Source organism: Amycolatopsis sp. NPDC005003, from assembly GCF_053600695.1.
Map to the genome: position 1 here is coordinate 1 of NZ_JBSGAI010000078.1, position 25,311 is coordinate 25,311.

Below are 25,311 nucleotides of genomic sequence, written 5' to 3' on the forward strand. Positions count from 1 at the left end.
CCATCGGCTTGCCGGCGCCGGTCGAGTCCCAGACGGGGAGGACGTCCGAACCGTTCGCGACCGCGACCCGCCGGCCGTCAGGGCTGAAGGTGGCCGTGCTCCGGGAACTCCTCGAAGTACGTGCGGATGAACCGCATCCCCAGCTTTTCCATCACGCGGCGCGAGGCCTTGTTCACCGTCATGGTGAACGCACTCACCCGGCGGACCCCCAGTTCGGTGAAGCCCTTCGCGAGCAGTGCCGCCGAGCCTTCCGTGCCGTAACCCTTGCCCCACGCCGCCCGGTGCAGCCGGTAGCCGAGCTCGGGCTCGTCGAGCGGATCTTGCGGCCGCGGGCGGAAATGGAACCACCCCAGGAAGCCGCCGGTGCTCTTTTCGATCGCCGCCCAGAACCCGTAACCGGGGAAACGCTCGTAGTAACCGAGGAACGCGGGGAGATCCAGTTCGACGATCTCGGCGCGGTCCGCCGGCTGTCCCCCATTGAGGTACTTCATCACGGCCGGGTCGTCGTAGAGCTCGAAGAGCGCGTCCGCGTCGTTCTCGGTGAACCGGCGGAGGATCAGCCGCTCGGTTTCGAGGAATACGTGCATCGGGTGATGCTGTCAGTGACCCCAGTGTGTGGCAACGTGTTTACGCCGCGGCGGCGAGGACCTCGCCCAGCGCCCGCGAGCCGGCCTCGGTGAGCAGCGCGGGCACGCGCTCGCCGCACTTGCCGGGGTGTGCGGGCGCGATCAGCCCGAGCCGGGCGAGCCGGTGCGCGGTGGACTGGTCGCAGCAGCTCAGGCCGTCGATGAAGAGGTCGGGCTCGCAGCTGCAGCTGATCTCGGCGTGGCCCCCGGCCACTGCTCTCAGTGTGGCCCGCTCACGATGGTTCAATGCGGTGATCATGGCGGCGCCTCCTTCCCGTCGTGCTCATTAGACGCCCCGCCACCGACAGTTTCCGCCTCCGAGCGTGCGAACCCGGGTATTTAGGGGTTCCACGTAGGGGTGGCGTGTCGCGCCGTTCCGGGGTCCACCCCGGATACCCCTACGGGAGCGGTTCAAGCGTGGTCTTCCGCAGGTGCCGGAAAACGATCGACGTGCGGAACCCGACGATCTCCCGGCGCAACGCCAGCCGGTCGGTCAGGAATGCGTGCAACGCGTCGATGTCGGGGGTCGTCACTTCGATCAGGAAATCGTCGTTTCCCGCCGTGACGTACACCGAGAGCACTTCCGGGAGTTCGGCGATCGACCGCTGGAAGGAATCGATCACCGCGCGGCTCAGCGGCCGCACCTGCGCCGTGACGAGCGCCCGGACGCCGCGGTTGAGGCTCGCCAGGTCGATGTCGGCGTGGTAGCCGCGGATGACGCCGCGTTCGCGCAGCAGCCGGATGCGCTCGAGGCACGTCGAGGGCGCGATGCCGACCTTCCGGGCGATGTCCCGGTTGGTCTGGCGGGCGTCTTCCTGCAGCAACCGCACGATCGCCGAATCAAGTTCGTCCAGCACCGGGCCCTCCGCAGGCTCGCCGAATTTCGTTCGGCAGCCTGCCCTGGCTGCCGACTGTCACCCTAAGTTCGGCAGCCATGACCGCACATGAGCAGCTCGTAGTCCGCCGAGGCCGTCGATCCGGCATCACCACGATGGTCGCGATCCATTCGACCGCGCTCGGCCCCGCCGTCGGCGGTTGCCGCTTCAAGCCCTACGGCACGCTCGAAGAAGCCATCGGCGACGTCCTCCGCCTGTCGGCCGCCATGACGGCGAAGTGCGCCGTGGCCGGGGGCTGGCGTTCGGCGGCGGCAAGAGCGTCATCGCGCCCGAACCGGGCCGCGTGCTCTCGCCCGAGGAGCGCCGGGCCGTCCTGCTCGACCACGCCGACCTCGTCGCCGAGTTCGGCGGCGCCTACCGGGCGGGCCCGGACGTCGGCACCGGCCCGGCCGACATGCTGGTCCTCCGCGAAGCCTCGCCGTACGCGTACTGCACGCCCGAATCCGCGGGCGGAACCGGTTCCTCCAGCGGCCCGACCGCCGTCGGGGTGCTGGCCGCGCTGCGCGCCGGGGCCGGCCCGGATCCGGCCGGACGGCGGGTGGTGATCAGCGGCTACGGCTCGGTCGGCGCCCACCTCGCGGCGAGCCTCCAGGCCGCGGGCGCCGACGTCGTCGTCTCCGACATCGACCCGGCGAAGCGCGCCGAAGCCGAGCAACGCGGCTTGACGTGGGTCGAGCCGGAAAAGGCACTCACCCTGACCGCCGACGTGGTGATCCCGGCGGCGGTGGGCGGAGTGCTGAGCCCGGAGACGGTGGCCCGGCTCGACACGCCGCTCGTCGTCGGCCCGGCCAACAACCAGCTGACCGACGACGCCGTCGCCGACGACCTCGCTGCGCGCGGCATCCTGTGGATCCCGGACTACGTGGCGAGCGCGGGCGGCATCCTCTACACCCTTTCCCGCGAGGCGGAGGACCTCGACCACGAAGCCGCGCTGGCCCGCGTCGAGACGATCGAGGACACCGCGCGCACCATTCTCGCCGCGGCCGAGGCCAACGCGACCACCCCGCTGAGGGAGGCGGCCGCGCTGGCCGGACGAAGGCTCACTTCTGGTGCGGCGCCACGTACTCCTTCGCCTCGGGCGCTTCGAACAACGGCTTGACGTACTTGACGCCACCTTCGGCGGAAGCGTCCGGGGTGGCCGCGTACACCTGGCGCGTCGCCGGCGTTCCCGGCTTCGAGAAGTCGAGCGCCGCGACCAGGTTGTCCGTGTTCGCCGACGTCGTCTGCTTCAGGGCCGCGGCGATGCCCTCACGCGTCAAGTCCTTGTTGTCGCAGGCCTTCTTCAGGACCGCGCCCCACACTTCGCCGACCGCGTAGCCGTACGGCACCCCGCCGTTCGGGGTTTCCTTGTACGCGGCCTTGTACTTCGCCGCGACGTCCTTCGCCTTCGGGATGTCCGCGGAGAACGGCACGCTGCTCGCGACGACCGTCAGCTTGTCGAGCGCGCCGGCGGCGGGGCTCTTCAGCAGCGCCGGGTCGAACGTCGGGTTGTTGCCCAGCACCGGCACGTTCAGCCCCAGTGCCTTGTTGGCCCCGACCGTCGAGCCGGTCTGCGTCGGCGTGGTGGTCAGCACGATCGCCTTGACGCCCTCGCCCTTGAGGCCGGTGACGACGTTGGTCAGGTCGCTGTCGGTCGAGGTGATCTTGACTTCCTTGAGCGTCAGGTTGTGCTTCTTGGCGTAGAACTGCGAGCCGCGCAAGCCGTTCTTGCCGTACTCGCCGTCGATGTAGATGTGCCCGATCGTGTCGCCGTCCTTGAGCTGCCCCTGCTCCTGCAGGTACGACAGGCCGTCGATGATCTCCAGGTCGTAGGTCGTCCCGACGATCATCACGTACGGGTTGTCCAGCAGCTCGGACGACCACGAGGCGGGCGCGGCGGTCGTCTTGTCCGAGGCCAGGTTCTGCTTCAGCGCGGCCACCACCGGCGAGCCGAGCAGCTGCACGAACCCGAGCACCTTCGGCTCGATCTGCGGGTACAGCGTCTTCGCCGTGTCGGCCTTGTAGCCGTGGTCGACCTCTTCGAGCTTCACCTGCCGGCCGCACACGCCGCCGGCGGCGTTGAAGTCCTTCGCCCACAGCTCGTTGCCCTGCGTGACGCCGAGGCCGAGGTTCTTGAAGACACCGGACTTGTCGGTCATCACGCCGAGCGTCACCTCGGTCGCCGTCACCCCCTTGCCGGTCTTGACGCCGGAGCTGTCCGAGCCCGACGAGCCCGAGTCGTTCGCCTTCGTGCTGCACGCCGAGAGCGCGACGACGGCCACCAGCGCCGCCGCCAGGTGTGTGCGTTTCATGGTTCCTCCGGGAGTTGACGGCGAGAACGGGTGATCCGGCGGCCGATCGCGGCGAGCCCGCCCGGCTCGAACAGCACGACCAGGATGATCGCGGCGCCGTAGACGAACGAGCTGACCAGGATCGGGGTCAGCGCGCCGTCGCCGGTGCCGGAGAACCAGCCCAGGTCGGCCGAATACAGGGCGAGGACCTGCGGCAGCCCGTTGACGATCAGCGCGCCGACCAGCGCGCCGGGCACCGAGCCGAGGCCGCCGATGATCACCATCGCCAGGTAGGCGATCGACACGTTGATGCCGTAGGTGCCGTACTCGCTCTCGTCCGGCTTGAGGATGTCGAACCACAGCACGGTCATCGCGCCGGCGAGGCCGCCGTAGGCCGACGAGACGGCGAACGCGCCCGCCTTGGCCCGCAGCACGCTGACGCCCATCACCGCGGCCGCGGCCTCGTTGTCGCGCACCGCCCGCCACGACCGGCCGACGCGCCCGCGGACGGCCCCGCGGGCGATGCCGAACGCCAGCACGGTGAGCAGCAGGAACAGGTACCACATCCGCTCGGCCTGCCGGATCGGCACGCCGAGCAGGGTGATTTCGGGGCCGTCGTTGGTGAACGGGAAGCCGAACAGGGAGAACGGCGCCGGCGCGCGCCCGGTCGACGTCCCGCCGGTGAGCTCCTCCGCGGACTGTCCGAAGTAGAGGCCCAGGAACACCAGGGCCAGTGACGCGACGCCGAGGTAGATCCCGCGCAACCGTCCGGCGACCGGGGCGAAGGCCAGGCCGAGCAGTGCCGCGACGACCACCGCGCCGAGCAGCGAGAGGCCGGGGTCGAGGCCGAAGCCGACGACCCGGTCGTCCCCGGCCGGCCCGGCCAGGACGGTGTAGGCGGTGCCGCCGGTGAGCAGGAAGAACGCGTGGGCCAGCGAAAGCTGCCCGGCCTGCCCGACCACCAGCGTCAGCCCGATCGCGCCGACCGCGCCGATCATCATGTACTGCCCGGCCTTCAGCCAGGCCGCGTCGAGGTACAGCGGCAGGGCGAGCAGGACGACGAGCAGGGCGAGCCAGGCCGCCGTGCGCACCAGCTTCGCCGCGTCCCGGCGCGGCCGCGGCCGCGTCTCCACCGCGGGCGGACTGTCCACTTCGGACACGGCTTGGTCAGGCACGGGTTCGCTCCCTCGTGCCGAACAGCCCCGACGGCCGCACCACCAGGACCACCAGCATCACCAGGAACACCGCGCTCTTGGAGAAGTCGAACGAGACGTACTGCGCGGACAGGGCTTCCACGATCCCCACCACCAGGCCGCCGACCACCGCACCCGCCGTCGAGTCGAGGCCGCCGAGGATCGCCGCGGGGAACGCGGCCAGCGCGATCGAGTGCGTCCCACGGGAAAGCCCGGCGCCGGAGAAGTCCTGCGTCGCGATGAACAGCACGGCGACCCCGGCCAGCAGCCCGGCCACCAGCCAGGCGGTCGCGGTGACCCGGGAGCTGCGGATGCCCATCAGCGCGGCGGCCTCGCGGTTCTCCGCCTGGGCCCGCATCGCCACCCCCCAGTTCGAGTACTTGAAGGCCAGCCAGAACGCCGTGATCAGCACCGCCGCCACCACGAGGGCGACCAGGTGCGTGCGGAACAGCGTGATCCCGCCGAGCCGGAACGGCTTCGCGTCCCAGGCGTCGCCGAGGAAAGGCAGCGCGACGCCGAGGCGGCGCACGATCTCCTCGGTGACGATCACGTCGACGCCGATGGTGAGCAGCGCCAGGCTGTTCGCGTCGGCGTGCCGGGAGCGCGACAGCAGCAGCCGTTCCGCCAGCAGGCCGAGCAGCCCGGCCGAGACGATGCCGACGAGCGACGCGCCCACCCAGCCCAGCGCGTCCCGCGTCACCACGACGAGGTAGCCGCCGAAGAGCACCAGCGAGCCGTGCGCGAAGTTGACCACCTCGGTGGCCTTGAAGATGATCACGAACCCCAGCGCCAGCAACGCGAACACCGCGCCCTTGCCGAGGCCGTTCACGACGAGCTGCAGGAAAGTATTCACACTGCCTCCGTGCCCAGGTAGGCCTTGACGACGTCCGGGTCGGCCTGGACCTGCGCCGGGGTGCCGTCGGCGATGCGTTTGCCGAAGTCGAGCACGGTGACCCGGTCGGCGATGCCCATCACCAGGCCCATGTCGTGCTCGACGAGCAGGATGGAGATGCCGAGCTCGGCGCGGATCCCGCTGATGGTGCCGGCCAGCTCGGCGGTCTCGGCCGCGTTCATCCCGGCCGCGGGCTCGTCGAGCAGGAGCAGCACCGGTTCGACGGCCAGCGCGCGGGCGAGGTCGACGCGTTTGACGACGCCGTAGGGCAGCGCGCCCACGGGGGCGTCGACGACCGCGCCGAGCCCGAGGAACGCGCAGATCTCCCGCGCTCGTTCGGCGTGCCGTCGTTCGGCGCGGACCGTCCACGGCAGCCGCAACCCGACCTCGAGGAACCCGCCGCGGGTCAGCGCGTGCCGGCCGAGCATGACGTTGTCGAGCACGGTCGAGCCGGCCGACAGCGCGGCGTTCTGGAACGACCGCCCGACGCCGAGGCCGGCGAGCTTGTGCGGCGCGAGCCCGGTGAGCTCGGTGCCGCCGAGCCGCACCCGGCCCGTGCCGGCCCGGTAGAGGCCGCCGATCACGTTGAAGCAGCTGGACTTCCCGGCACCGTTGGGCCCGATCAGCGCGTGCAGCGAGCCGGGTGCGACGGTGAAGCTCACGTCGTCGAGCGCGCGGATCCCGCCGAACCGAAGGGAGACGGCTTCGACCCGCAGTTCCGGCGGCGTCATCCGGCCCACCTCGACAGGGTCCGGCCGGCCAGGCGGGCGCGCGCGGTCTCCGCCTCGGCGTCGGCGGTCTCCTGCGACTCGGCGTGCCCGCCGAGGTAGAGCCGCTGGACGTCCTGGCTGGCGGCGAGCTCGGCCGCCGTCCCGGCCAGCGCCACCCGGCCCACCTCGAGGACCACGGCGTGGTCGGCGACGCCGAGCGCCATCACCGCGTTCTGCTCGACCAGCACCACGGCAGTGCCCTGGTCGTGGATCTCGCGGATGGTCCGCGCGATCTGCTCGACGACCTTCGGCGCCAGGCCCAGCGACGGCTCGTCGAGCAGCAGCAGCTTCGGCGCGGACATCAGCGCGCGGCCGATGGCCAGCATCTGCTGCTCGCCGCCGGACAGCAGGCCCGCGCGCTGTTTGGCGCGCTCGGTGAGCACCGGGAAGAGCGCGCCGACCCGCTCGCGTGCTTCCGTCCGCTCGGCCGCGGTGCGGGCCCCGATGCCGCCGGCCCGCAGGTTCTCCTCGACGGTCATCCGCGCGAACACCTGCCGCCCTTCGGGCACGCCGACGACGCCGAGCCGCACGATCCGCGCGGGGTCGAGCCTGCCGAGCGCGTGGCCGGCGTAGCGGATCTCGCCCTCGTCGATCGACCCGCGGTGCATGCGGAGGGTGCCGGAAACCGCGCGGAGCAAAGTGGACTTCCCGGCCCCGTTGCTGCCCAGCACGGCCAGCACGCCGTCGGCGGAGACGTCGAGGTCGATCCCGTGCAGGGCGGCCGTCGACCGGCCGTACCGCACCCGCAGGCCACGCACGGTCAGCACGAATTCACTCCGGGACGCAAGAGGCCTCCTCCGCTCGTGTGACGTGAGTCACGGTCGGTGGCGGTCATCCTGCGTTCGGCGGAAGTGATCCGATACCCCCACCTGGAGACCCCGCGTGCTACGAAACGGACACGGTCTGCCGCGGCTCTCGTGAGTGGTAATTCGGGTTAGAACCCGAATTACCACTCACGAGCGGCGGGAGCGGAGGGCGGCGAGGGTCTCGGGGGAGGTGGTGCACTCACCGAGGCGGACCGGCTTGCGGTCGCCGTGGAAGTCGCTCGAGCCGGTCGCGAGCAGCTCCAGCTCGGCGGCCACTTCCCGGAGCCGGTCCCGGACCTGCGGGGGCTGCTCCGGGTGGTCCACCTCGATCCCGGCGAGTCCGGCGGAGGCGAGCGCGGCCAGCTGCGCGTCCGAGACCGAAGCGCGCCGCTTGACCGAGCGCGGGTGGGCCAGCACCGCCACGCCCCCGGCCGCGCGGACCAGCGCGATGGCATCCACAGTGGACAGCACGTGCTTCGGGACGTCGGCCCGGCCGCCGTCGGCGATCCAGTCGGACGTGAAGGCGTCGGTGATGCCCACCGCGGCCAGCGCGGCGGCGATGTGCGGGCGGCCCAGCGGCGCACCCGCGGCGATCGCCTCGACCTGCGCCAAGGTGATCGGCGCGCCGAGTTCCCGGCAGCGCTCGACCATCCGGATCCCGCGGCGGACGCGGTCGGTGCGGATCAGCTCCAGCTCGGCCGCCAGCGGCGCGAACAGAGGATCGACGAACAGGCCGAGCAGGTGCACTTCGGCGTCGTCGAGCCGGCAGGAAATCTCGACGCCGGGGACGAGCTCGATCTCGGAGGCGGCCGCGGAAGCCGCGGCCAGGCCGGCGAAGGTGTCGTGGTCGGTGAGGGCGAGCACCGTCAACCCGGCCTCGGCGGCCAGCCGGGGCAGGTCGGACGGCGGCGTCGTCCCGTCGGAGGCCGTGCTGTGCGCGTGGAGGTCGATCGTCACCCGCGGGAGGATCTCACAGCAGCCCGGCTTCGCTGGCCTTCCCGATCGCTTCGACGCGGTTGCGCGCACCCAGCTTGTGCAGCGCCGACTGCAGGTACGTCTTCACCGTGTTGCGCGCCAGGCCCGTGGACTCGGCGATCTCCGGGTTCGTCTGGCCCTGCGCGGCCAGCCGCAGCACCTCGTACTCGCGGCGGGTCAGGCCGCTGCGGGCCAGCGCGTCCGACCGCTGCCCGGCGTCCGGGAGGATCCGCGGGTCGACGACGCGCTCGCCGCGCAGCACCCGCCGCAGCTCGGTGACCAGCTGCGCGCCCGCGGCGTCCTTGAGCAGGCAGCCGTGCGCGCCCGACTCCAGCGCGGCCAGCACGCCCTGGTGGTCGCCGTGCGCGGTGAACACCACGATCCGACCCTCGGGGTGCACCCGGCGCAGCTCGGTGACGACCTCCGGCGCGAGCATGTCCGGCAGCCGCAGGTCGAGCAGGATCAGGTCGGGCGCCAGCGACGCCACCCGCTCGATCGCCAGCCGCCCGGACTCCGCCGAACCGATCACGTTCAGGCACGGGTCCGAGCGCAGCAGCAGGGTGACGCCGTCGCGGACCACCGGGTGGTCGTCGACGACGAAGACGGTCGCGTGGGTCACGGCCGCACCAGCGGCACCCACGCGCGCAGGGTGCAGCCGTCGTCGTCGTCACGGACCAGGCTCACCCGCCCGCCGAGCCGCAGCGCCCGCCCGGTGAGCGCCCGCAGGCCCATGCCGGTGCCCGGGGCGGCCTCGGCGCCGGTGCCGTCGTCGGCGACGACCACCTGGACGCCGTCATCGTGGGGCAGCAGGCTGACGATCACCGAGGACGCCCGCGCGTGTTTCTCGACGTTGAGCAGGCCTTCGCGGACCGCGGCCACCAGCAGCGCGGTGCGTTCGGCGTCCAGCGGCGGTACCGCCGCGAGCTGCACGAACCGCGCCGGGACACCACAGCGCGCCTGGAACGAGCGGCAGTGCTCGGCCAGCTCGACCGGCAGCGCTCGCTCCGGGCTGGACTCGGACAGCGCCAGCAGTGACTCCCGCAGCGCGCCCGCGGCCGCCGAGACGTCGCCTTCCAGCCGCCGCAGCCGCGCCTCCAGCGAGGGGTTCCCGTGGAAGTCCTCGTGCAGGTCGCGCACCTGGACGCCGATCGAGAACAGCAGCGCCCCGACGGAGTCGTGCAGCGCGCTCTGCATGCGCAGGCGTTCGCCGGCCACCGCGGCCGTGCGGTCGGTCTCGGCCACCTTCGCCAGGTGCAGGGCCGCACCGGCCTGGCAGGCGACCTCCTCCATCCGCCGGACGGCGTCATCACCGAAGTCGGCGGGCTCTCGCATGGCCGCGTAGGCGATCGCGACGGTCTCGCCGCGCGCGACGATCGGGACGGCGAGCAGCGCGGCCAGGCCCTCCCCGCGGACCTGGGCGTCGAAGTGGTGGGTGATCGTCGGCGCGCTGACGTAGTCGGTGACCTTCACCGGCCGGCCCAGCGCCAGCACCCGCCCGCCGACGCCCTGACCGGTCGAGACCTCGAGGTCCTGCAGCGCGTCGGTGCGGTTGCCGGACATCCACCGGATCACGGCCAGCCCGGGCGTGGTGAGCTCGCCGACGAACCCGGCCTGCACGCCGACCGTCTCCCGGATCAGGCGCGCGGTCCCGTGCAGCGCGGCGACCCGGTCGAGCGTGCCGAGCAGCTTCTCGCGCTCGCGCAGCAGCTCGCCCAGCACCGCGCTGTACTCGGCGACGTGCTCCTTTGCCGTCACTCGATCACGATGGCACACCGGGTGTGGTTCCGGACATACCCGGCTGGAGAGGTACGCCGGCGTCCATTCGACTTGAATGGGGGTGTGGAGATCCTCACCGACGCCGCCACGCTCGCGCTGTACACGACCGACGCCTCCAACTACCGCCACGTGCCCCGCGGCGTGGTGCTGCCGCGGACGGTCGGCGACGTCGTCGCGGCGGTCGCTTCGGCGCGCGATCGTGACCTGCCGGTGATCGCCCGCGGCGGCGGCACGAGCATCGCCGGGAACGCGTGCGGGCCGGGCCTGGTGATCGACACCTCGCGCCACCTCGGCGGGGTGCTCTCGCTGGACCCTTCGGCACGGCTCGCGCGGGTGCTGCCCGGCACGGTGCTCGACGACCTGCAGGCCGTCGCGGCCCCGCACGGCCTGCGGTTCGGCCCGGACCCGTCGACGCACAGCCGCTGCACGCTCGGCGGCATGATCGGCAACAACGCGTGCGGCTCGCACTCGGTGGCGTGGGGGCGCACGGTCGACGTCGTCCGCTCGCTGGAGGTGCTGCTCTACGACGGCACGCGGCTGCGGGTCGGCCCCGGCGAGCCGACCGAAGGCCGGATCTTCGACGAGCTGCGCGCGCTGGTGCGGGACAACCTGGCGTTGCTGCGCAAGGAACTCTCGACCTGGCCGCGTCGCGTGTCGGGCTACGGGCTCGAACACCTGCTGCCGGAGAACGGCTTCGACGTCGCCAAGGCTCTGGTCGGCAGCGAGGGCACCTGCGTGACCATCCTGGAGGCGACGGTTTCGCTGGCCGAGCTCCCCGACCGCAAGGTGCTGGCCGTGCTGGGCTTCCCGTCCGACATCGCGGCGGCGGACGCGGTGCCGTCGATCCTGCCGTGGTCGCCGCTGACCGTCGAAGGCGTGGACGCCGAGCTCGTCGCGATGCTGCCCGGGCGGGCCGGCGACCTGCCGCCGGGCGGGGCGTGGCTGTTCGTCGAGCTGGCCGGCGACGACCCGGCCGCGCGGGCTCGGGAGCTGGCCGCGTCGCTGGAGCTCACCGGCTTCACGATCCTCGACGACCCGGCCGCGCAACGCCGGCTGTGGCGCATCCGCGAGGAAGGCGCCGGGCTCGCGACGCGGCTGGCGGACGGCTCGGAGGCCTGGCCGGGCTGGGAGGACGCCGCCGTCCCGCCCGAGCGGCTCGGCGCGTACCTGCGCGAGTTCAAGGAACTCATGCGGGCGCACGGCCGCCGCAGCGTCGTCTACGGCCACTACGGCGAAGGCTGCCTGCACCTGCGCCTGGACTTCGACCTGCTTTCGTCGCCGGGGGTGGCGGACTTCCGGCGGTTCCTCGAGGAGGCCGCGGACCTCGTCGCCGCGCACGGCGGCTCGCTGTCCGGCGAGCACGGCGACGGCCAGGCGCGCTCGGAGCTGCTGTCCCGGATGTACAGCCCCGAGATGCTCGACGTCTTCGCCCGGTTCAAGGCGATCTTCGACCCGGCCGGGCGGATGAACCCGGGCATCCTGGTCGCGCCGCGGCCGGTCGACGCGGACCTGCGCGTGCGAGCGACGTCGAAGTCCTTCGAGGACAGTGTGTTCCTCGGCTACCCGGAGGACCGGGGGAATTTCGGCCAGGCGATGCGGCGCTGCGTCGGCGTGGGGAAGTGCCGCAACACCAGCGGCGGCGGCGTGATGTGCCCGAGCTACCGGGCCACCCGCGAGGAACAGCACTCGACGCGCGGTCGCGCGCACCTGCTCGCGGAGATGATCAACGGCGAGGTGATCACCGGCGGCTGGCGCTCGACGGAAGTCCGTGACGCGCTGGATCTGTGCCTGTCCTGCAAGGGATGTCTCTCGGACTGCCCGGTCGACGTCGACATGGCGACGTACAAGGCCGAGTTCCTGCACCAGCACTACCGGCGGCGGCTGCGTCCGGCCTCGCACTATTCGATGGGCTGGCTGCCGCTGTGGCTGCGGCTCAGTGCCCGGGTCCCGCGGCTGGCCAACGCCGTCGGGCGCTCTCGGTTGGCGGGCTTGGTGAAACGGCTCGGCGGGATCGCCCCGGAGCGCGCGCTGCCGGCTTTCGCCCCTTCCCCGTTCACGTCGTCGCGCGCGGATCTCCGGCGCCGGGCATCGGGGGAGCGCCGGGTCGTGTTGTGGCCGGACTCGTTCAACAACTACCTGACGCCGTCGGTGCTCGACGCCGCCCACGAGGTGCTCACCGCGGCCGGGTACGACGTCGTGCTGCCGGACCGCGGAGTCTGTTGTGGACTGACCTGGGTGTCGACGGGTCAGCTCGGCGTCGCGCGGCGCGTCCTGGACCGGACGTTGTCCGTGCTGGCCCCGTACCTGGAGGACGGCTACGAGGTCGCGGGCCTGGAACCGAGCTGCACGGCGCTGTTCCGCGGCGACCTGCCCGCGCTGATGCCGGGCGACGAGCGTGCCGCGCTGCTGGCCTCGCGGACGTTCACCTTCGCCGAGCTGCTGGAGCGCGCGCCGGTCCCGTTCGCGGCGCTCGACGTCGACGCGATCACGCAGGTGCACTGCCACCAGCACGCGGTGCTGGGCTTCGGCGCCGACGAGTCCGCGTTGCGGGCCGCGGGCGTCCGGAACACCACCCTCGATTCGGGGTGCTGCGGCCTGGCGGGCAACTTCGGCTTCGAGCGCGGCCACTACGACGTCTCGAAGGCGGTGGCGGAGGACCGGATGCTGCCCGCGATCCGTGCGGCCGCCCCGGAGACGGTGCTGGTGTCGGACGGCTTCAGCTGCCGGACGCAGATCGCCCAGGAATCCGGCCGGACGCCGGTGCACCTGGCGGAACTGCTGCGCCGCGCCCTGCCTTGATCACTCGGCGCGCTCCAGCAGCGTCCGGACGGCGGTGAGGACGAGCCGGACGATGTCGTCGGGATCGGCGCCGGCCAGCGGCTGCCTGCCGGTGAGCTCGCGGACCACGCCGATCCCCATCAGCCAGGCCAGCGCGAGGTCGGCGCGCAGTTCGGCGTCCGGCGCGTCGGTCAGCGTGGCCAGGATCCGGGCGTACTCGTCGCCGATCTCCGCGCGCAGCACCGCGCCGACGTCGCCGCTGCCCGACGAGCGCAGGTACGTCTCGAGGGTCCGGTTCCGGTCGCCTCCCGGCTCGAGCATGCTGCGCAGCGACGCGCTGAGCAGCCGCTCCGCCGGATGGGCTTCCAGGTGCTCGCGCCCGCTGCGGGCGATGACTTCCTCGAACAACGCTTCCTTGCTGCCGAAGTAGCGGAAGAGCAGCGCCTGGTTGACCCCGGCCAGGTCGGCGATGTCCCGCACGGTCGTCCGGTCGAACCCGCGCTCGGCGAACAGCTTCGCGCCGGCGTCGAGCAGCGCCTGCCGCGTCGCGGCCGCGTCCCGTCTCCGGGCTGGCTGCTCACGCTGTTCGGCCATCGGAGCAGGCTAACCGGCAAACCGGACGCGGCGCGACAGACCCTAGGCGCCGGAGAGGCGGATCGCGCCGGCCGGGCAGGTCAGCTCGGCCTGCCGGACCGCCTCCTCCTCGCCGGACGGCGGTTCCTCGGCGAGGAGGACGACCGTGCCGTCGTCCTCCTTCTGGTCGAACGTCTCGGGCGCGAGCAGCACGCACTGGCCGGACGAGACGCAGCTTCCGGTGTCGACGGTGATCTTCATCGGCTCACCACTCCACCGGCACGCGCTCGACGCCGCCGGCGATCCGGTTGGCGCGGACCGGGATTTCCGCCACCTCCGCGGCCAGGCGCAGGCCGGGGAAGCGGCGGAACAGCTTCGGGAACACCGTCCGCAGCTCGGTGCGGGCCAGGTTGGCGCCGATGCAGACGTGGGCGCCGGTGCCGAAGGCGAGGTGCACGTTCGGCGTCCGGTCCGGGTCGAACCCGTCCGGGTCGGCGAACACCGTCTCGTCGCGGTTGGCCGCGTCGCGCGAGATCAGCACGGCGTCGCCGCGCATGATCCGCGTCCCGGCGATCTCGACGTCCTCGTGGGCGTACCGCAGCAGGCCCGTGCCGCTGGTCGCGGTCAGCCGCAGGATCTCCTCCACGGTCTGGTTGACCCGGCCTTCGGGGTCGGCGGCGAAGCGGTCGCGGCGGGCGGGGTCGCTGAGCAGGAACAGCGTGCCCACCGCGATCCGCGTGGACGTCGTCTCGTGGCCGGCGAACAGCAGCCCCGCCCCCATCCGGGCGAGGTCTTCGTCGGTGAAGGACGGGTCGTCGGCCTGCGCCGCGACCATGTCGGAGATGACGTCGGGCTGCGGGTCGGCGCGCTTGGCGTCGGCCAGCTTCGCCATGTAGGCCATGAACTCCGCCATGGCGGACTGAGCGTCTTCGCCGCCGTCCATCCGGGCGATCCGCTCGGACAGCCCGCGGAAGTGCTCGCGGTCGGCGTAGGGCACGCCGAGCAGCTCGCAGATCACCAGCACCGGCAGCGGGAACGCGAGCACGCCGGCCAGGTCGACGGGCCCGTCTTCGCGGGCGGCTGCCATGTCGTCGAGGCAGCGGTCGGTCAGTTCCGCGATGTGGTCGCCGAGGGCGCGCATGCGGGGCGCGGAGAACGCGGGCGCCAGTATCCGGCGCATCCGCTTGTGGTCCCGCTCTTCGGAGTCGAAGTCGCCGCTCGGGCCGTCCTGCAGCGCCGCGTGGGAAATCCGCGACGCCTCTTCGGGTTTCGGGTGGGAACGGCCGAAGCGGCGGTCGCGGAAGACCTCCTTGGCTTCCTCGTACGACGTGATGAGCCACGCCGGGTCGCCGGCGGGGGTGAGCACCCGGCTCACCGGCGCCTGCCGCCGCAGCAGCGCGAACTCCGGGGCGATCGCCAGCGCGTCCGCCTGGGTGAAGGGGAGGCGAGGCGTCTCTTCGATGGTGGTCATGCGCCTTCTCTCGGATCGGTTTTCAGGTCGGCGAGCCAGCGGAGTTCGGCGTCGAGCCTGCTCAGCACGTGGTGCAGCGCGACGCGGCTCCAGGGATCGGCCTGCCCGGCGGCGAGCGCGGCCAGCCGTTCTTGCTCGGCGCTGAGCGCTTTCCGGCGGACTTCGAGCACCCGCGCTCGTTCTTCCGGGCGCAGCCACGCGAAGTTCCCGACGCGGGCCAGGAACTCCGGCTCGGTGAGCGCCAGGTCGGCCGGGAAGTCCGCGAGCAGGTCGTGCAGCAGTTCCCGCCCGACTTCGGTGATCGTGTAGACGTGCCGCGGCGGCTTGGCCTCCTGCTCCTCGGCGCTGCGGCTCACCGCGCCCGCGTCGACGAAGCGCCGCAGGGTCGGGTAGAGCGAGTTGTTCGACAGGGTGTGGCCCGTCGACGCCTCCACCGCCTTGCGCAGTTCGTAGCCGTGCCTCGGCTCGACGGCCAGCTTGGACAGCAGCAGGATCTCGATCCACACCTAGGTCACCGTAACCTAGGGTTCGGTGACCGGGCAATGGCGGATCGTGACAGGCGGGGAGAAACTGTGTAGCGTTGTAAGCAGCTGCTTACAAACCTGGAGCACGGGGGTTCCCGCATGACCGTCACCCACACCGAACCGCTCGCGTACCCCTTCAACGAAGAGGCCGGGCTCGACCTGAACGAGGCGTACGCGGCCGCGCGGGACGCCGAGGGCATGGTCCGGGTGAAGATGACCTACGGCGAACCGGCGTGGCTGGCCACCCGCTACGCCGACGCCCGGCTGGTGCTGGGCGACCGCCGGTTTTCACGGGCGATGGAGAAGGAAAAGGACGCCCCGCGCCGCGTGCCGCTGGTGCGCGACGGCGGCATCCTGCAGATGGACCCGCCCGACCACACGCGGCTGCGGACGCTGGTCGCGAAGGCGTTCACCATGCGCCGCGTCGAGCTGCTGCGGCCGCGCGTCGCTTCGCTGGCCGCGGAGCTGATCGCGGACATGAAGGCGGCCGGCGCGCCCGCCGACCTCGTCGACGCCTACGCGTTGCCGATCCCGGTCGCGGTGATCTGCGAGCTGCTCGGCGTCCCGGTCGCCGACCGGCCGAAGTTCCGCGTGTGGAGCGACGCGGCGCTGTCCACGAGCGGGCTGACGCCGGAGGAGTTCGAGCGCAACCGCGAAGAGCTGCGCGACTACATGCGCGGCCTGATCGCCGAGCACCGCGCGCGGCCCCAGGACGACCTGATGACGGCGTTGATCGAGGCCCGCGACGTCCGCGACCGGCTGACCGAGCTGGAGCTGGTCGACCTGTGCGTCGGCATCCTCGTCGCCGGGCACGAGACCACCGCGAGCCAGATCCCGAACTTCGTCTACGCACTGCTGGACCAGCACGAGCAGTGGGAGCGGCTGTGCGCCGACCCGGGCCTGATCCCGGCGGCGGTCGAGGAACTGCTGCGGTTCGTCCCGCTCGGCGCCGGCGCGGGATTCGCGCGGTATGCGACGGAAGACGTCGAGGTCGGCGGCGTGCTGGTCCGGGCGGGTGAACCGGTACTGGTGGCGATCGGCGCGGCGAACCGCGACGCGCTCGAGTTCAACGGCGCGGAGGAGCTGCGTTTCGACCGTGAGGAGAACCACCACCTGGGCTTCGGCCACGGTGTCCACCACTGCCTGGGCGCGCCGCTGGCCCGGCTGGAGCTGCAGGAGGCGCTGCGCGCGTTGGTCACCGAGATGCCGGGGTTGCACCTCGCCGGCGATATCGTGTGGAAAACGCAGATGCTCGTCCGCGGACCGCGGTCGATGCCGATCGGATGGTGATGATGAGCTGGGACGTGAAGGTCGACGAACACACCTGCATCGGATCGGGGATGTGCGCGGCCGTGATGCCGGAGGTGTTCTCCCTCGACGGCGCGGTGGCCCACCCGCTGACGCCGTCGGTGGAGGCCGACGAGACGGTGCTGGACGTGGCGGACTCCTGCCCGGCCATGGCGATCACGATCAGCGACGGGGGTCGCGAGATCGGGCCGCGTCCCTGAAGACGCCGTTTTCGGTCACCACGGCCGTGATCAGTGCGGACGGGGTGACGTCGAAGGCGGGGTTGAAGACCCGCGCGTCCTCCGGGGTGCGTTCGGTGAGCTCGCGGGCGTCGCGTTCTTCGATGACGATGCCCGTGCCGTCCGCGAGCTTGCTGTCCACTGTGGATGAAGGGGCGACCACGACGAACGGGATGTCGTGGTGCCGGGCGGCGATGGCCAGGCCGTAGGTGCCGATCTTGTTGGCGACGTCCCCGTTCGCGGCGATCCGGTCGGCGCCGACGACCACGCAGTCGACCATCCCCCTGGCCATGGCGGCCGCGGCGGCCGAATCGGGCTGGACGCGGTAGGGGACGTTGTTCTGCGCGAGCTCCCACGCCGTCAGCCGCGCGCCTTGGAGCAGCGGGCGCGTCTCGTCGACGAGGACTTCCTCGACGAGCCCGCGTTCGTGCAGGTGCCAGACGACGCCGAGGGCACTGCCCCAGCCGACGGTGGCCAGGTGTCCGGCGTTGCAGTGGGTGAGGAGCCGCAGCGGTCGTCGCGGACACGCCGCGAGCACGACCTCGGCGGCGTGCCGCGAGGCTGTCGTGTTGAGCCGTTCGTCCTCGTCGAGCACGGCGAGCGCTTCGGCGAGGACGGCGTCCTTGCCCTGGTCGAGCTTCCCGAGCGCGCGCTCGACGCCCCAGCCGAGGTTGACGGCGGTCGGGCGAGCGTGCGCGATGAGCTCGGCGTCGGCCCGGACATCGCCGTTCCGGTAGGCGGACAGGGCGACCCCGAGCGCCCCGGCGGCCCCGAGCGCGGGCGCACCCCGGACGGCGAGCCGCTTGACGGCGTCGACCAGCTCACCGACGGTCCGCAGTTCGAGCAGCCGGTACTCGCCGGGCAGCGCGGTCTGGTCGATGACGACGATGGAGCCGTCGGCCCAGTCGATGGTCCTGCGCACGGGTTCTCCTCGGATTCCTGCTTGCCCGGCCGGTGAAGATGGGACGGTGACCATTGAACGGCAGAACCCACCCGGCCTGCACACCCCACCGGGCTACCACCACGTGACGGTCGCCTCGGCCTCCCGGACGGTGTACCTGGCGGGCCAGTGCCCCCTGACCCCGGACGGTGCCCTGGTCGGCGACGACCTCCTCGCCCAGACGGACCAGGTGGCCGCCAACACGGCGGCGGCGTTGGAGTTCGCCGGCGCTTCGCCGTCGGACGTGGTCCGCACGGTGATCTACGTGGCGACGGAGGACCGCGCGCTGCTGACCTCGGTGTGGGACCGGCTGAACGCTTCACCGATCGCCGAGGCCTTCAGCTCGGCGAGCACCCTGCTGGGAGTGGCCCGGCTGGGGTTCCCGGGCCAGCTGGTGGAGCTCGACGTGACAGCCGCCCTCGCCTGACCCGCGAGATGCCCCGCCAGACACGCAAGATGCCCGCCTGATCACGCGAGATGCCCCGCCAGACACACGAGTTCCGCGCCCGATCACGCGAGTTCGGTTTCTGATCGCGCGACCGCGGTGGACGGGACCGGACCAGCGAACTCGCGTACCTGGAGGGTCGGCCTGCGTACCTGGAGGGTCGGTTGGCGTGGTCGGAGCCGGGACTGGCGTGGTCGGGGCCGGGACTCGTGTGGTTGGGGCCGGGACTGGCGTGATTGGGGCCGGGACTCGCCCGGTCCCGAAGGTCAGAGGCCGGCCATGAGGTCGGTTTCCGTGATTCCCGGCCCCTCGCCCCGCCGGATGAACCACTCCGTGCCGAACGCGACGGTGAAGACGTCGTCCGGCATGGCCAGCATGAACATGTCCTCGGTGATCTGGCTCGGGTGCGCCCGCATCGCCGCGCGCTTCACCGGCGCGTACTTCGACACGTCGACCGCCGCGGTGATCTCGGCCTCCGGCTTGCCGAACTCCACGTTTTCCGGCGGCTTCGGCGCCGCCTCCGGCGGGAGCGCCCCGCTCGCCACCGCCGCTTCGAAACCTCGCTGCATGAACTCGCGGTTGAACGTCGCCTGGTACACGCGGGCCGTGCCGGCCAGCTCGGCCGCGCGGACGCCGACGCGGTGCACCTGGATGTGGTCCGGGTGGCCGTAGTCGCCGTTGTCGTCGTACACCGTCAGGACGTCGGCCGACTCCTCGCGCAGGATCGCCGCGAGCTGCTCGGCCGCCTTTTCGACGTCGGCGCGCCAGAAGCACGCCGGGTCGTCGTTCGTCGACTCGCCCATCATCCCCGAGTCGCGGTAGCCGAGGAATTCGACGCGCTCGACGCCGAGGATCTCCGCGGCCGCGTACGACTCCTGGACACGCCGGTCTTCCAGCTTCTCGCCCTCGGCGAGGAACCCGTCGGGGACCTCGCCGGCCTCGCCCTTGGTGGCGACGACGAGCACGACCCGGTGCCCGTCTTCGACGGCCTTGCGCATGACGCCCGCCGTGCGGAGGCACTCGTCGTCCGGGTGGGCGTGGAAGGTGACCAGAGTTGCCATGTCCGCGACGGTACCGGCAACCCCCGACAAAAACCGCCCGCCAGGGTGCGTACCCGCCCGCTAGGGTCGGCGACCGTGACCGAGAAGAGCACGTTGCTGACGTTCCTGCGAGCCCAGCGCGCGAGCGTCCTGGCGATCCTCGACGGTCTCGGCGAGGAAGCCCTGACGACGGCGCTCCTCCCGTCCGGCTGGACCCCGCTGGGTATGGTGGAACACCTCGGGGACGCGGAGCGGCACTGGTTCCAGGAGATCGTCACCGGCACTGCGGGCCCCGGCCGGCCCGCGTCCAAGAGCCCCGAATCCGTCTTCGCCTACTACCGCGAGCAGTGCCGCAAGTCCGACGAGATCTTCGCTGCGACACCGTTGACCGCGACACCCCGAGGCCGTCACCCCGGCCCGATCGGCGACGAAACCACCGATCTGCGCGGAGTCGTGCTGCACGTCATCGAGGAGACCGCTCGGCACGCCGGTCACCTCGACGTTGTCCGAGAGCTGCTCGACGGCCGCACCGGGCTGGGCCCCCGCTAAGCCTGTTCCTTCGAACACCACCAGGTGGACCGGCCGCCGACCGTCCCGTGGCGCATCTCCGCGCCGCAGCGCGGGCAGTGGCCGCCCGCGCGGCGGTGGGCGATGATCTCGCCGGTGTGCACGCCGCCGTGGCGGATCGCCGCGCGCAACGCCTTCCGCAAAGCCTTGTGCAGGTTCGCGAGGTCGCCGCCGGACAGCTCGTTCACCGGTCGTGCCGGGGACAACGCCGCCTGCCACAGGGTTTCGTCCGCCAGCAGGTTGCCGATCCCGGCCACCACCGACTGGTCCAGCAGCCGCGCCTTCAGCGGCGCCCGCCCGCGGCCGACGCGCTCGCCGAAGTCGCGGCGCGAAATCTCGCCGGCGTCCGGGCCGAGCGCGGCGAGATCCGGGTCGAGCCGCACCCGGCTGAGCCGCCGCGTGTCGAACAACCGCAGCTGTTCGCCGTCGGCGAAAGTGATCCCGAACCGGAACCACTCGGGTTTCTCGACGCGATCGCGGGCCCGTCCGGGCGGCCCGCTCCGGCCCTCGAACCGCAGCTGCCCGGCCATCCCGAGGTGCAGGCCGAGGTGCGGCCCGGGCCGCCGGTCGCGGCTTTCCGTTTCGCACCAGAGCGTCTTGCCCCGCCGATGCGCTGCCACCAGCCGCCCGCCGGTCAACGCCGTCGCGATGTCCCCGGGCGCGTGCGGGCGGCAGACCCAGTCGTCGTGGTCGTCCACCGCACGGATCGTCCGGCCGAGCGCACCGGCGAGGACCTGCCGGGCGAGTTCCACCTCGGGGAGTTCGGGCACGCGACCCAGTCTCTATCAGGGCCGCCGGTCGCGCCGTGCCAGCAGCAACGCCGGCAGGGTCGCCACGGCGGTGAGGGCGAACGTCGCCGGGTACCCGGCCGAGCCGATCACCAGCCCGGCGCCCAGCGCGCCGGCCGCCATGCCGAGGTCGTAGGCGGCGTTCCAGATCGCGCTCACCGCGCTCGCGCCGCCATCGGGCACCCGGGCGTACATCAGCGACAGCGTCGCGTTCTGCAGTGCGCCGAACCCGGCGCCGAACACCAGCGCCCCGCCGATCACCGCGGCCGGCGTGCCGGTGCAGGCGATGCCTGCCATGCCGGCCGTGCACAGCAGCAACCCCGGCACCAGCAGCCACGCCGGCCCGTGCCGGTCGCCGATCCGCCCGGCCACCCAGCGGGCCGCGGTGGCCGCCGCGGGCTGGGCGAGCAACGCGGTCGCGGCGACCCAGGCCGGCTGGTCCGCGGCGGCGAGCGGGAGGAAGGTGACCAGGACGCCGACCGCGGCGGCCGACACCGCGAAGAGCGTCGCCGGCCGCGTCAGCACCGGGTTGCGCAAGCCCGCCAGCACGCCGTCTTCGCGAGCGGGCCCGGCATGGCGCGGCAGGCCCGGCACCGACAGCAGGGCGAGCAGGGTCGCCACGGTCGTCGCCACGAACACCGGCGCGTAGCCCCAGTGCGCCGCCGCCCACACCCCGGCCGGCAACGCGAGCAGGCTGGGGATCCCGCCGACGATCCCGACCAGCGCCAGGCCCTCGCCGCGCCGGTCCGCCGGGATCAGCAGGGCGGTGACGGCCCCGCCGGCCACCACGGCGATCGCGTACCCGATCCCGCGCACCACGTTGACCGCGACGATCACGCCGAGGTCGTCGCTGACTGTCAGCGCGAGCGTCGGCACCCCGAGCAGGACCAGCCCGGTGGCCAGCGCCCACCGGTAGCCGACGCGGGCGACGAGCCGCGGTGTCACCAGCTCGGCGGCCACGGTGGCCAGCAGCAACGCGACCGTCGCGAGCCCCGCGCCGCCCTGCTTCGCGTACAGCGGGACCACCGAAAGCGGCAGGAAGAAGCCGATCGCCGAGCCGACGATCGAGACGAAACGCACCAGCAGGGCACGGGACACCAGCCGGGGGCGGAGCTGCAGGTCAACGGTCATGCCGAGAACGCTAGAAGCCAACCGGATCACCGGTAAGGTCCAGTTCCATGGCTGTGGAGTGGGCCGGTTCGGGACCGGAGCTGCTGGTCACCATCGACCGCGAAAGCAAACAGGGGCTCCGCACGCAGCTCGAGCGGCAGCTGCGGGACGCGATCTGCGGCGGCCGCCTGGCGGGCGGGGAGCGGCTGCCGTCGTCCCGGGAGCTCGCCCGCGCCCTCGGCCTGTCCCGCGGCCTGGTCCAGGACTGCTACGCCCAGCTGCAGGCCGAGGGCTACCTGACCAGCCGTCCCGGCTCGGCCACGCGGGTGGTCGCGGTCGCCCGCCGGGCCACGCCGGCGCCACCGAGCCCGCGATCGCCGCCGCGGCCCGCGATCGCCGACTTCCGCCACGGCGTGCCCGACCTCCGGCTGGCGCCCCGCGAAGACTGGGCGTGGGCGGTCCGCGAGGTCTGCCGCACCGCGCCGAACACGGCGTTCGACTACGGCGACCCGATCGGCGAACGGCAGCTGCGGGAGGTGCTCGCGGCCTACCTGCGGCGGGTGCGGGCGGTCGCCGCCTCGGCCGGGCAGGTCGTCGTCTGCACCGGGATGGCGCAGGCCCTCGGACTGGTGCTGCGCGCGCTCGACGGCGGCGTCCTGGCCTTCGAAGACCCCGGCGCGGTCCGGTCGACGACGAGCCAGGCGGCGGCCGCCGGGGTGGCCACGGTGCCCGTCCCGGTCGACGAACACGGCTTGGACGTCGAGGCGCTCGACCGCAGCGGCGCCCGGGCGGTGCTGGTGACCCCGGCGCACCAATGGCCGACGGGCGTGGTGCTGGCCGGGCACCGCCGCCAGGAACTGCTCGCGTGGGCGCGCCGGCGCGACGGCCTGGTCATCGAAGACGACTACGACGCGGAATTCCGGTACGACCGCGACCCGGTCGGCTCGCTGCAGGGCCTCGACCCGGACCACGTCGTCTCGCTCGGCACGGTCAGCAAGTCGTTGGCACCGGCCCTTCGCCTGGGCTGGCTGGTCGCGCCCGAACGGCTGATTCCCGTGCTGGCGCAGGACAAAGCCGTCACCGACCGCGGCAGCCCCGGCCTCGACCAGCTCGCGCTGGCCCTCTTGATCGAGTCCGGCCGCTACGACCGCCACCTGCGCCGCGCCCGCGCCGAGTACGCGGCCCGGCGCCGGACGCTCGTCGACGCGCTGGCCGCGCACGCGCCCGGCCTGCGCGTCAGCGGGCTCGCCGCCGGGTTCCACGCCGTCCTGCACCTGCCGCCCGGGGCCGACGAGCAGCAGGTGATCGACCAGGCCCGGCAGCGGGGCGTCGGGCTCTACGGCCTGGCCGGGCTGCACGCGACGCCGGGGCCGTGGCCGCCGCGGCTGATCCTGGGGTTCGGCGACACCCCGGACCACGCGATCGGCCCGGGCATCGCCGCCGTCGCCGACCTGCTGCGCGGCTGAGCGTGTTCAGGACAAGCTCGCCGAAGCGGTGGTCTCCCAGGCGAAGCCGTCCGGGTCGGTGAACGCCGAGGCCGCGCCGGCGACCGCGATCCGGTGCGAGCCGCTGCCCTCGGGAGCGACGCCGGCGTCCTTCGCGAGCGCCTTGCGGCGGTACAGCGCCAGCTTGACCGGGCTCGACCCGGCGTCGAACTCGACGTACATCTTGCCGAAGCTCTTGCCGACGGTCAGGCCCTGGCCGACGTAGAACTTCTTGCTGGCGGCCACATCGGCGGCGCCGAGCAGCAGCACGATGGAATCGATCTTGCGGGTGGCCGGGCCGGTGTTCTTCTTCGCGGAGGTCGCCAGCTTCCAGATCGTCCCGTCCGGCGCGCGGACGGTGCCGCCGTAGCCCCACATGGACTTGGTGGCGGGCTTGATCGTCGTGGCCCCGGCCGCCAGCGCGGTTCCGATCAGCGAGTCGACGTCCGCGGGCTGCGGCACGGTGAGGGAGAGGGTGAACCCGCGGAAGCCGTCGCTCGGCGCGTCCGCGACCCGGAACCGCAGCTGGGAGGTGAGGCCGAAGGCGTCGGCGTAGAAGCGCTCGGCGGCGGCGGTGTCGGCAACTTCGAGGGTGATGGTTTCGATGTTCGTCATGCCGGTAACGCTAGGTCCGGGCCGCTGACCGGCGCTTCTCGATTCCTGATCGGTCTGTGCGGCGGTCCGGCGGAAAAAGGAGTGCGCGGGGCACGCGGGGGCTGATAACTTGCTTCCGACCGTGACCCGGCCCGAGGAGGTGAGACCCGTGAACGTTGTACGCAACGGGTGCTCCCTCTCGTCGTCACGGGCGGGCGGCTGACGCAGGTGTCGCCGGGAGCCCCCCTCCCGAAAGGCGACACCAATGGAACACACACATCAACGGCCGGGCGTGGCCGGCCGCGGGGAAGTGTCCCGGCGACCGGACGGCCGCCTCTTCCTCAGCATCGACGCGTGGAACGACGAGGACTTCGCGTTGCTCGCCGCGGACTTGCTGCCGGCACTGCCGAGGCCGCTGTACACAGTGGTCGACGAAGCCGACGCGGATCTCCGGCGCCGCTGGGAATCGGCCGGTTTCAGCACGCGACGCCGTGAGTGGGAATACGTGCTTCCCGCTTCCCCGGGCGCGGTTCCCGTTCCCGCGGACGTGACGATCGGGCCGCCGTCCGACGCGCGGTCGCTGAGCTCGGCCGAGGACGTGATCCGCGCCGAAGTCGAGGCGGCGGTGGGCTGGTCGGAGATGCCGGCGGAGATCCTGCCCCGCCCGGACGTCCCGGACGTCGGCAAGTACGTGGTGGCGGAGTCCGAGGGCGGCTGCGTGGGCCTGGTCCGGCTGGCGGCGGTGACGCGGCAGCCGCGGATCGGGCTGATCGCGGTCCGCGCGGATCGGCGGCGCCGCGGGATCGGCCGCGCGTTGCTGGGGTACGTGCGGAACGCGTTGCACCACAAGGGAATTTCGGCGGCCACGGCCGAGGTGAACGAAGCGAACCCGGCGGCGGTGGCGCTCTTCGAGGGCGCCGGTGCCCGCCGGGTCGGCAGCAACCTCGAGCTGGTGTTGCGCTGATGGCCGGGATCGAGATCGAAGGCACGGTCGTCGAGTGCCTGCGCAACGCGACGTTCCGGGTGGAGCTGGCGAACGGGCACAAGGTGCTCGCGCACATCAGCGGCAAGATCCGGAAGAACTTCATCAAGATCCTGCCGTTCGACCGGGTCCTGGTGGAGCTGAGCCCTTATGACCTGAACCGCGGGCGGATCCTGTTCCGCTACCGGACCTAGTGCCTCATCAAGGAACGTTGACGCGGTAACCGTGTCGCGTGGACATCCGAGCTGGTGATCGCGAGGCTGGCCGGTGGAGGTGAGTCATGGC

General features: G+C 72.4%; 29 protein-coding genes and 1 pseudogene. 10 read left to right on the forward strand and 20 right to left on the reverse strand.

Annotated elements, in window-relative coordinates; all coding sequences use genetic code 11:
- Positions 1-77 precede the first annotated feature (77 nt).
- The 3 genes from ACWED2_RS45790 to ACWED2_RS45800 form a co-directional block, all read right to left on the reverse strand.
- Positions 78-587 (reverse strand): GNAT family N-acetyltransferase, encoded by a 510-nt coding sequence (locus ACWED2_RS45790; RefSeq protein ID WP_449696798.1) that lies wholly within the window; start codon positions 585-587, stop codon positions 78-80.
- Positions 588-627: 40 nt separating this feature from the next.
- On the reverse strand, positions 628-885 hold the full coding sequence (locus ACWED2_RS45795; protein WP_449696799.1) for a hypothetical protein: 258 nt from the start codon (positions 883-885) through the stop codon (positions 628-630).
- A gap of 139 nt (positions 886-1,024) precedes the next feature.
- Positions 1,025-1,480 carry an Lrp/AsnC family transcriptional regulator gene (locus ACWED2_RS45800; RefSeq protein WP_449696824.1) on the reverse strand — a complete coding sequence of 152 codons (456 nt, stop codon included), beginning with the start codon at positions 1,478-1,480 and terminating at the stop codon, positions 1,025-1,027.
- Between the two features lie 137 nt (positions 1,481-1,617).
- On the opposite strand from ACWED2_RS45800, the pseudogene ACWED2_RS45805 reads away from it, so the two are divergent.
- Together ACWED2_RS45805 and ACWED2_RS45810 are read left to right on the forward strand one after the other, a co-directional pair.
- Positions 1,618-1,695, forward strand: a pseudogene (locus ACWED2_RS45805) (hypothetical protein); the annotation flags it as partial.
- Between the two features lie 44 nt (positions 1,696-1,739).
- Positions 1,740-2,621: an NAD(P)-dependent oxidoreductase gene (locus tag ACWED2_RS45810; RefSeq protein WP_449696800.1), complete on the forward strand. Its 882-nt coding sequence runs from the start codon at positions 1,740-1,742 to the stop codon at positions 2,619-2,621.
- Here the strand turns inward: ACWED2_RS45810 and ACWED2_RS45815 are convergent.
- From ACWED2_RS45815 to ACWED2_RS45850, 8 genes are all read right to left on the reverse strand, one after another.
- Positions 2,563-3,813: an ABC transporter substrate-binding protein gene (locus ACWED2_RS45815; RefSeq protein ID WP_449696801.1), complete on the reverse strand. Its 1,251-nt coding sequence runs from the start codon at positions 3,811-3,813 to the stop codon at positions 2,563-2,565. The two genes, ACWED2_RS45810 and ACWED2_RS45815, sit on opposite strands and share 59 nt — an antisense overlap.
- The gene (locus tag ACWED2_RS45820) at positions 3,810-4,925 is read right to left on the reverse strand and encodes a branched-chain amino acid ABC transporter permease (protein ID WP_449696825.1); all 1,116 of its coding nucleotides are present in this window, start codon (positions 4,923-4,925) and stop codon (positions 3,810-3,812) included. The genes ACWED2_RS45815 and ACWED2_RS45820 overlap by 4 nt, the downstream gene beginning before the upstream one ends.
- A 34-nt stretch (positions 4,926-4,959) precedes the next feature.
- Positions 4,960-5,838, reverse strand: a complete 879-nt coding sequence (locus ACWED2_RS45825; RefSeq protein WP_449696802.1) for a branched-chain amino acid ABC transporter permease — start codon at positions 5,836-5,838, stop codon at positions 4,960-4,962.
- Entirely contained in the window at positions 5,835-6,608 is a 774-nt protein-coding gene (locus ACWED2_RS45830) for an ABC transporter ATP-binding protein (RefSeq protein ID WP_449696803.1), read from the reverse strand. The genes ACWED2_RS45825 and ACWED2_RS45830 overlap by 4 nt, the downstream gene beginning before the upstream one ends.
- Positions 6,605-7,414: an ABC transporter ATP-binding protein gene (locus ACWED2_RS45835; RefSeq protein WP_449696804.1), complete on the reverse strand. Its 810-nt coding sequence runs from the start codon at positions 7,412-7,414 to the stop codon at positions 6,605-6,607. The genes ACWED2_RS45830 and ACWED2_RS45835 overlap by 4 nt, the downstream gene beginning before the upstream one ends.
- 186 nt (positions 7,415-7,600) lie before the next feature.
- A complete protein-coding gene (locus ACWED2_RS45840) occupies positions 7,601-8,410 on the reverse strand; it encodes a PHP domain-containing protein (RefSeq protein ID WP_449696805.1) in 810 nt (269 codons plus the stop codon).
- Positions 8,411-8,423: 13 nt separating this feature from the next.
- Positions 8,424-9,047, reverse strand: a complete 624-nt coding sequence (locus ACWED2_RS45845) for a response regulator (protein ID WP_449696806.1) — start codon at positions 9,045-9,047, stop codon at positions 8,424-8,426.
- Positions 9,044-10,183: a GAF domain-containing protein gene (locus ACWED2_RS45850; RefSeq protein ID WP_449696807.1), complete on the reverse strand. Its 1,140-nt coding sequence runs from the start codon at positions 10,181-10,183 to the stop codon at positions 9,044-9,046. The genes ACWED2_RS45845 and ACWED2_RS45850 overlap by 4 nt, the downstream gene beginning before the upstream one ends.
- An 84-nt stretch (positions 10,184-10,267) precedes the next feature.
- Here ACWED2_RS45850 and ACWED2_RS45855 point away from each other — a divergent pair, with 84 nt between their 5' ends.
- Complete coding sequence (locus ACWED2_RS45855; protein WP_449696808.1) at positions 10,268-13,003, forward strand: FAD-binding and (Fe-S)-binding domain-containing protein; 2,736 nt, start codon at positions 10,268-10,270, stop codon at positions 13,001-13,003.
- On the opposite strand, the gene ACWED2_RS45860 is transcribed toward ACWED2_RS45855, so the two are convergent.
- From ACWED2_RS45860 to ACWED2_RS45875, 4 genes are read right to left on the reverse strand one after another with little or no spacing between them, the layout of a single operon-like run.
- Positions 13,004-13,576, reverse strand: a complete 573-nt coding sequence (locus ACWED2_RS45860; protein WP_449696809.1) for a TetR family transcriptional regulator — start codon at positions 13,574-13,576, stop codon at positions 13,004-13,006.
- Positions 13,577-13,618: 42 nt separating this feature from the next.
- On the reverse strand, positions 13,619-13,816 hold the full coding sequence (locus ACWED2_RS45865; protein WP_449696810.1) for a ferredoxin: 198 nt from the start codon (positions 13,814-13,816) through the stop codon (positions 13,619-13,621).
- A 4-nt stretch (positions 13,817-13,820) separates the two neighbouring features.
- Positions 13,821-15,026, reverse strand: a complete 1,206-nt coding sequence (locus tag ACWED2_RS45870; protein ID WP_449696811.1) for a cytochrome P450 — start codon at positions 15,024-15,026, stop codon at positions 13,821-13,823.
- Positions 15,023-15,532: a PadR family transcriptional regulator gene (locus ACWED2_RS45875; protein WP_449696812.1), complete on the reverse strand. Its 510-nt coding sequence runs from the start codon at positions 15,530-15,532 to the stop codon at positions 15,023-15,025. The genes ACWED2_RS45870 and ACWED2_RS45875 overlap by 4 nt, the downstream gene beginning before the upstream one ends.
- Positions 15,533-15,649: 117 nt before the next feature.
- On the opposite strand from ACWED2_RS45875, the gene ACWED2_RS45880 reads away from it, so the two are divergent.
- A complete protein-coding gene (locus tag ACWED2_RS45880) occupies positions 15,650-16,840 on the forward strand; it encodes a cytochrome P450 (RefSeq protein WP_449696813.1) in 1,191 nt (396 codons plus the stop codon).
- Between the two features lie 2 nt (positions 16,841-16,842).
- Positions 16,843-17,058 (forward strand): ferredoxin, encoded by a 216-nt coding sequence (locus ACWED2_RS45885; protein ID WP_449696814.1) that lies wholly within the window; start codon positions 16,843-16,845, stop codon positions 17,056-17,058.
- Here ACWED2_RS45885 and mtnA read toward each other — a convergent pair.
- Positions 17,021-17,998 carry an S-methyl-5-thioribose-1-phosphate isomerase gene (gene mtnA / locus ACWED2_RS45890; RefSeq protein WP_449696815.1) on the reverse strand — a complete coding sequence of 326 codons (978 nt, stop codon included), beginning with the start codon at positions 17,996-17,998 and terminating at the stop codon, positions 17,021-17,023. The two genes, ACWED2_RS45885 and mtnA, sit on opposite strands and share 38 nt — an antisense overlap.
- A 46-nt stretch (positions 17,999-18,044) precedes the next feature.
- Here mtnA and ACWED2_RS45895 point away from each other — a divergent pair, with 46 nt between their 5' ends.
- Positions 18,045-18,443: a RidA family protein gene (locus tag ACWED2_RS45895; protein WP_449696816.1), complete on the forward strand. Its 399-nt coding sequence runs from the start codon at positions 18,045-18,047 to the stop codon at positions 18,441-18,443.
- A 284-nt stretch (positions 18,444-18,727) separates the two neighbouring features.
- On the opposite strand, the gene ACWED2_RS45900 is transcribed toward ACWED2_RS45895, so the two are convergent.
- Positions 18,728-19,522 carry a PIG-L family deacetylase gene (locus ACWED2_RS45900; protein WP_449696817.1) on the reverse strand — a complete coding sequence of 265 codons (795 nt, stop codon included), beginning with the start codon at positions 19,520-19,522 and terminating at the stop codon, positions 18,728-18,730.
- 75 nt (positions 19,523-19,597) lie between these two features.
- Between ACWED2_RS45900 and ACWED2_RS45905 the strand changes: the two genes are divergently transcribed.
- Complete coding sequence (locus tag ACWED2_RS45905; protein ID WP_449696818.1) at positions 19,598-20,050, forward strand: DinB family protein; 453 nt, start codon at positions 19,598-19,600, stop codon at positions 20,048-20,050.
- Here ACWED2_RS45905 and ACWED2_RS45910 read toward each other — a convergent pair.
- Together ACWED2_RS45910 and ACWED2_RS45915 are read right to left on the reverse strand one after the other, a co-directional pair.
- Complete coding sequence (locus ACWED2_RS45910; RefSeq protein WP_449696819.1) at positions 20,047-20,838, reverse strand: Fpg/Nei family DNA glycosylase; 792 nt, start codon at positions 20,836-20,838, stop codon at positions 20,047-20,049. The genes ACWED2_RS45905 and ACWED2_RS45910 overlap by 4 nt on opposite strands.
- A gap of 15 nt (positions 20,839-20,853) precedes the next feature.
- A complete protein-coding gene (locus tag ACWED2_RS45915) occupies positions 20,854-21,987 on the reverse strand; it encodes an MFS transporter (protein WP_449696820.1) in 1,134 nt (377 codons plus the stop codon).
- A gap of 47 nt (positions 21,988-22,034) precedes the next feature.
- On the opposite strand from ACWED2_RS45915, the gene pdxR reads away from it, so the two are divergent.
- A complete protein-coding gene (gene pdxR / locus ACWED2_RS45920; protein ID WP_449696821.1) occupies positions 22,035-23,432 on the forward strand; it encodes a MocR-like pyridoxine biosynthesis transcription factor PdxR in 1,398 nt (465 codons plus the stop codon).
- A 6-nt stretch (positions 23,433-23,438) separates the two neighbouring features.
- Here pdxR and ACWED2_RS45925 read toward each other — a convergent pair whose 3' ends face one another.
- On the reverse strand, positions 23,439-24,065 hold the full coding sequence (locus tag ACWED2_RS45925) for a glyoxalase (protein ID WP_449696822.1): 627 nt from the start codon (positions 24,063-24,065) through the stop codon (positions 23,439-23,441).
- A 244-nt stretch (positions 24,066-24,309) separates the two neighbouring features.
- Here ACWED2_RS45925 and ACWED2_RS45930 point away from each other — a divergent pair, with 244 nt between their 5' ends.
- Both ACWED2_RS45930 and infA read left to right on the forward strand, forming a co-directional pair.
- On the forward strand, positions 24,310-25,008 hold the full coding sequence (locus ACWED2_RS45930) for a GNAT family N-acetyltransferase (protein ID WP_449696823.1): 699 nt from the start codon (positions 24,310-24,312) through the stop codon (positions 25,006-25,008).
- A complete protein-coding gene (infA, locus tag ACWED2_RS45935) occupies positions 25,008-25,220 on the forward strand; it encodes a translation initiation factor IF-1 (protein WP_449664810.1) in 213 nt (70 codons plus the stop codon). Before ACWED2_RS45930 ends, infA begins: the two co-directional genes overlap by 1 nt.
- Positions 25,221-25,311 lie beyond the last annotated feature (91 nt).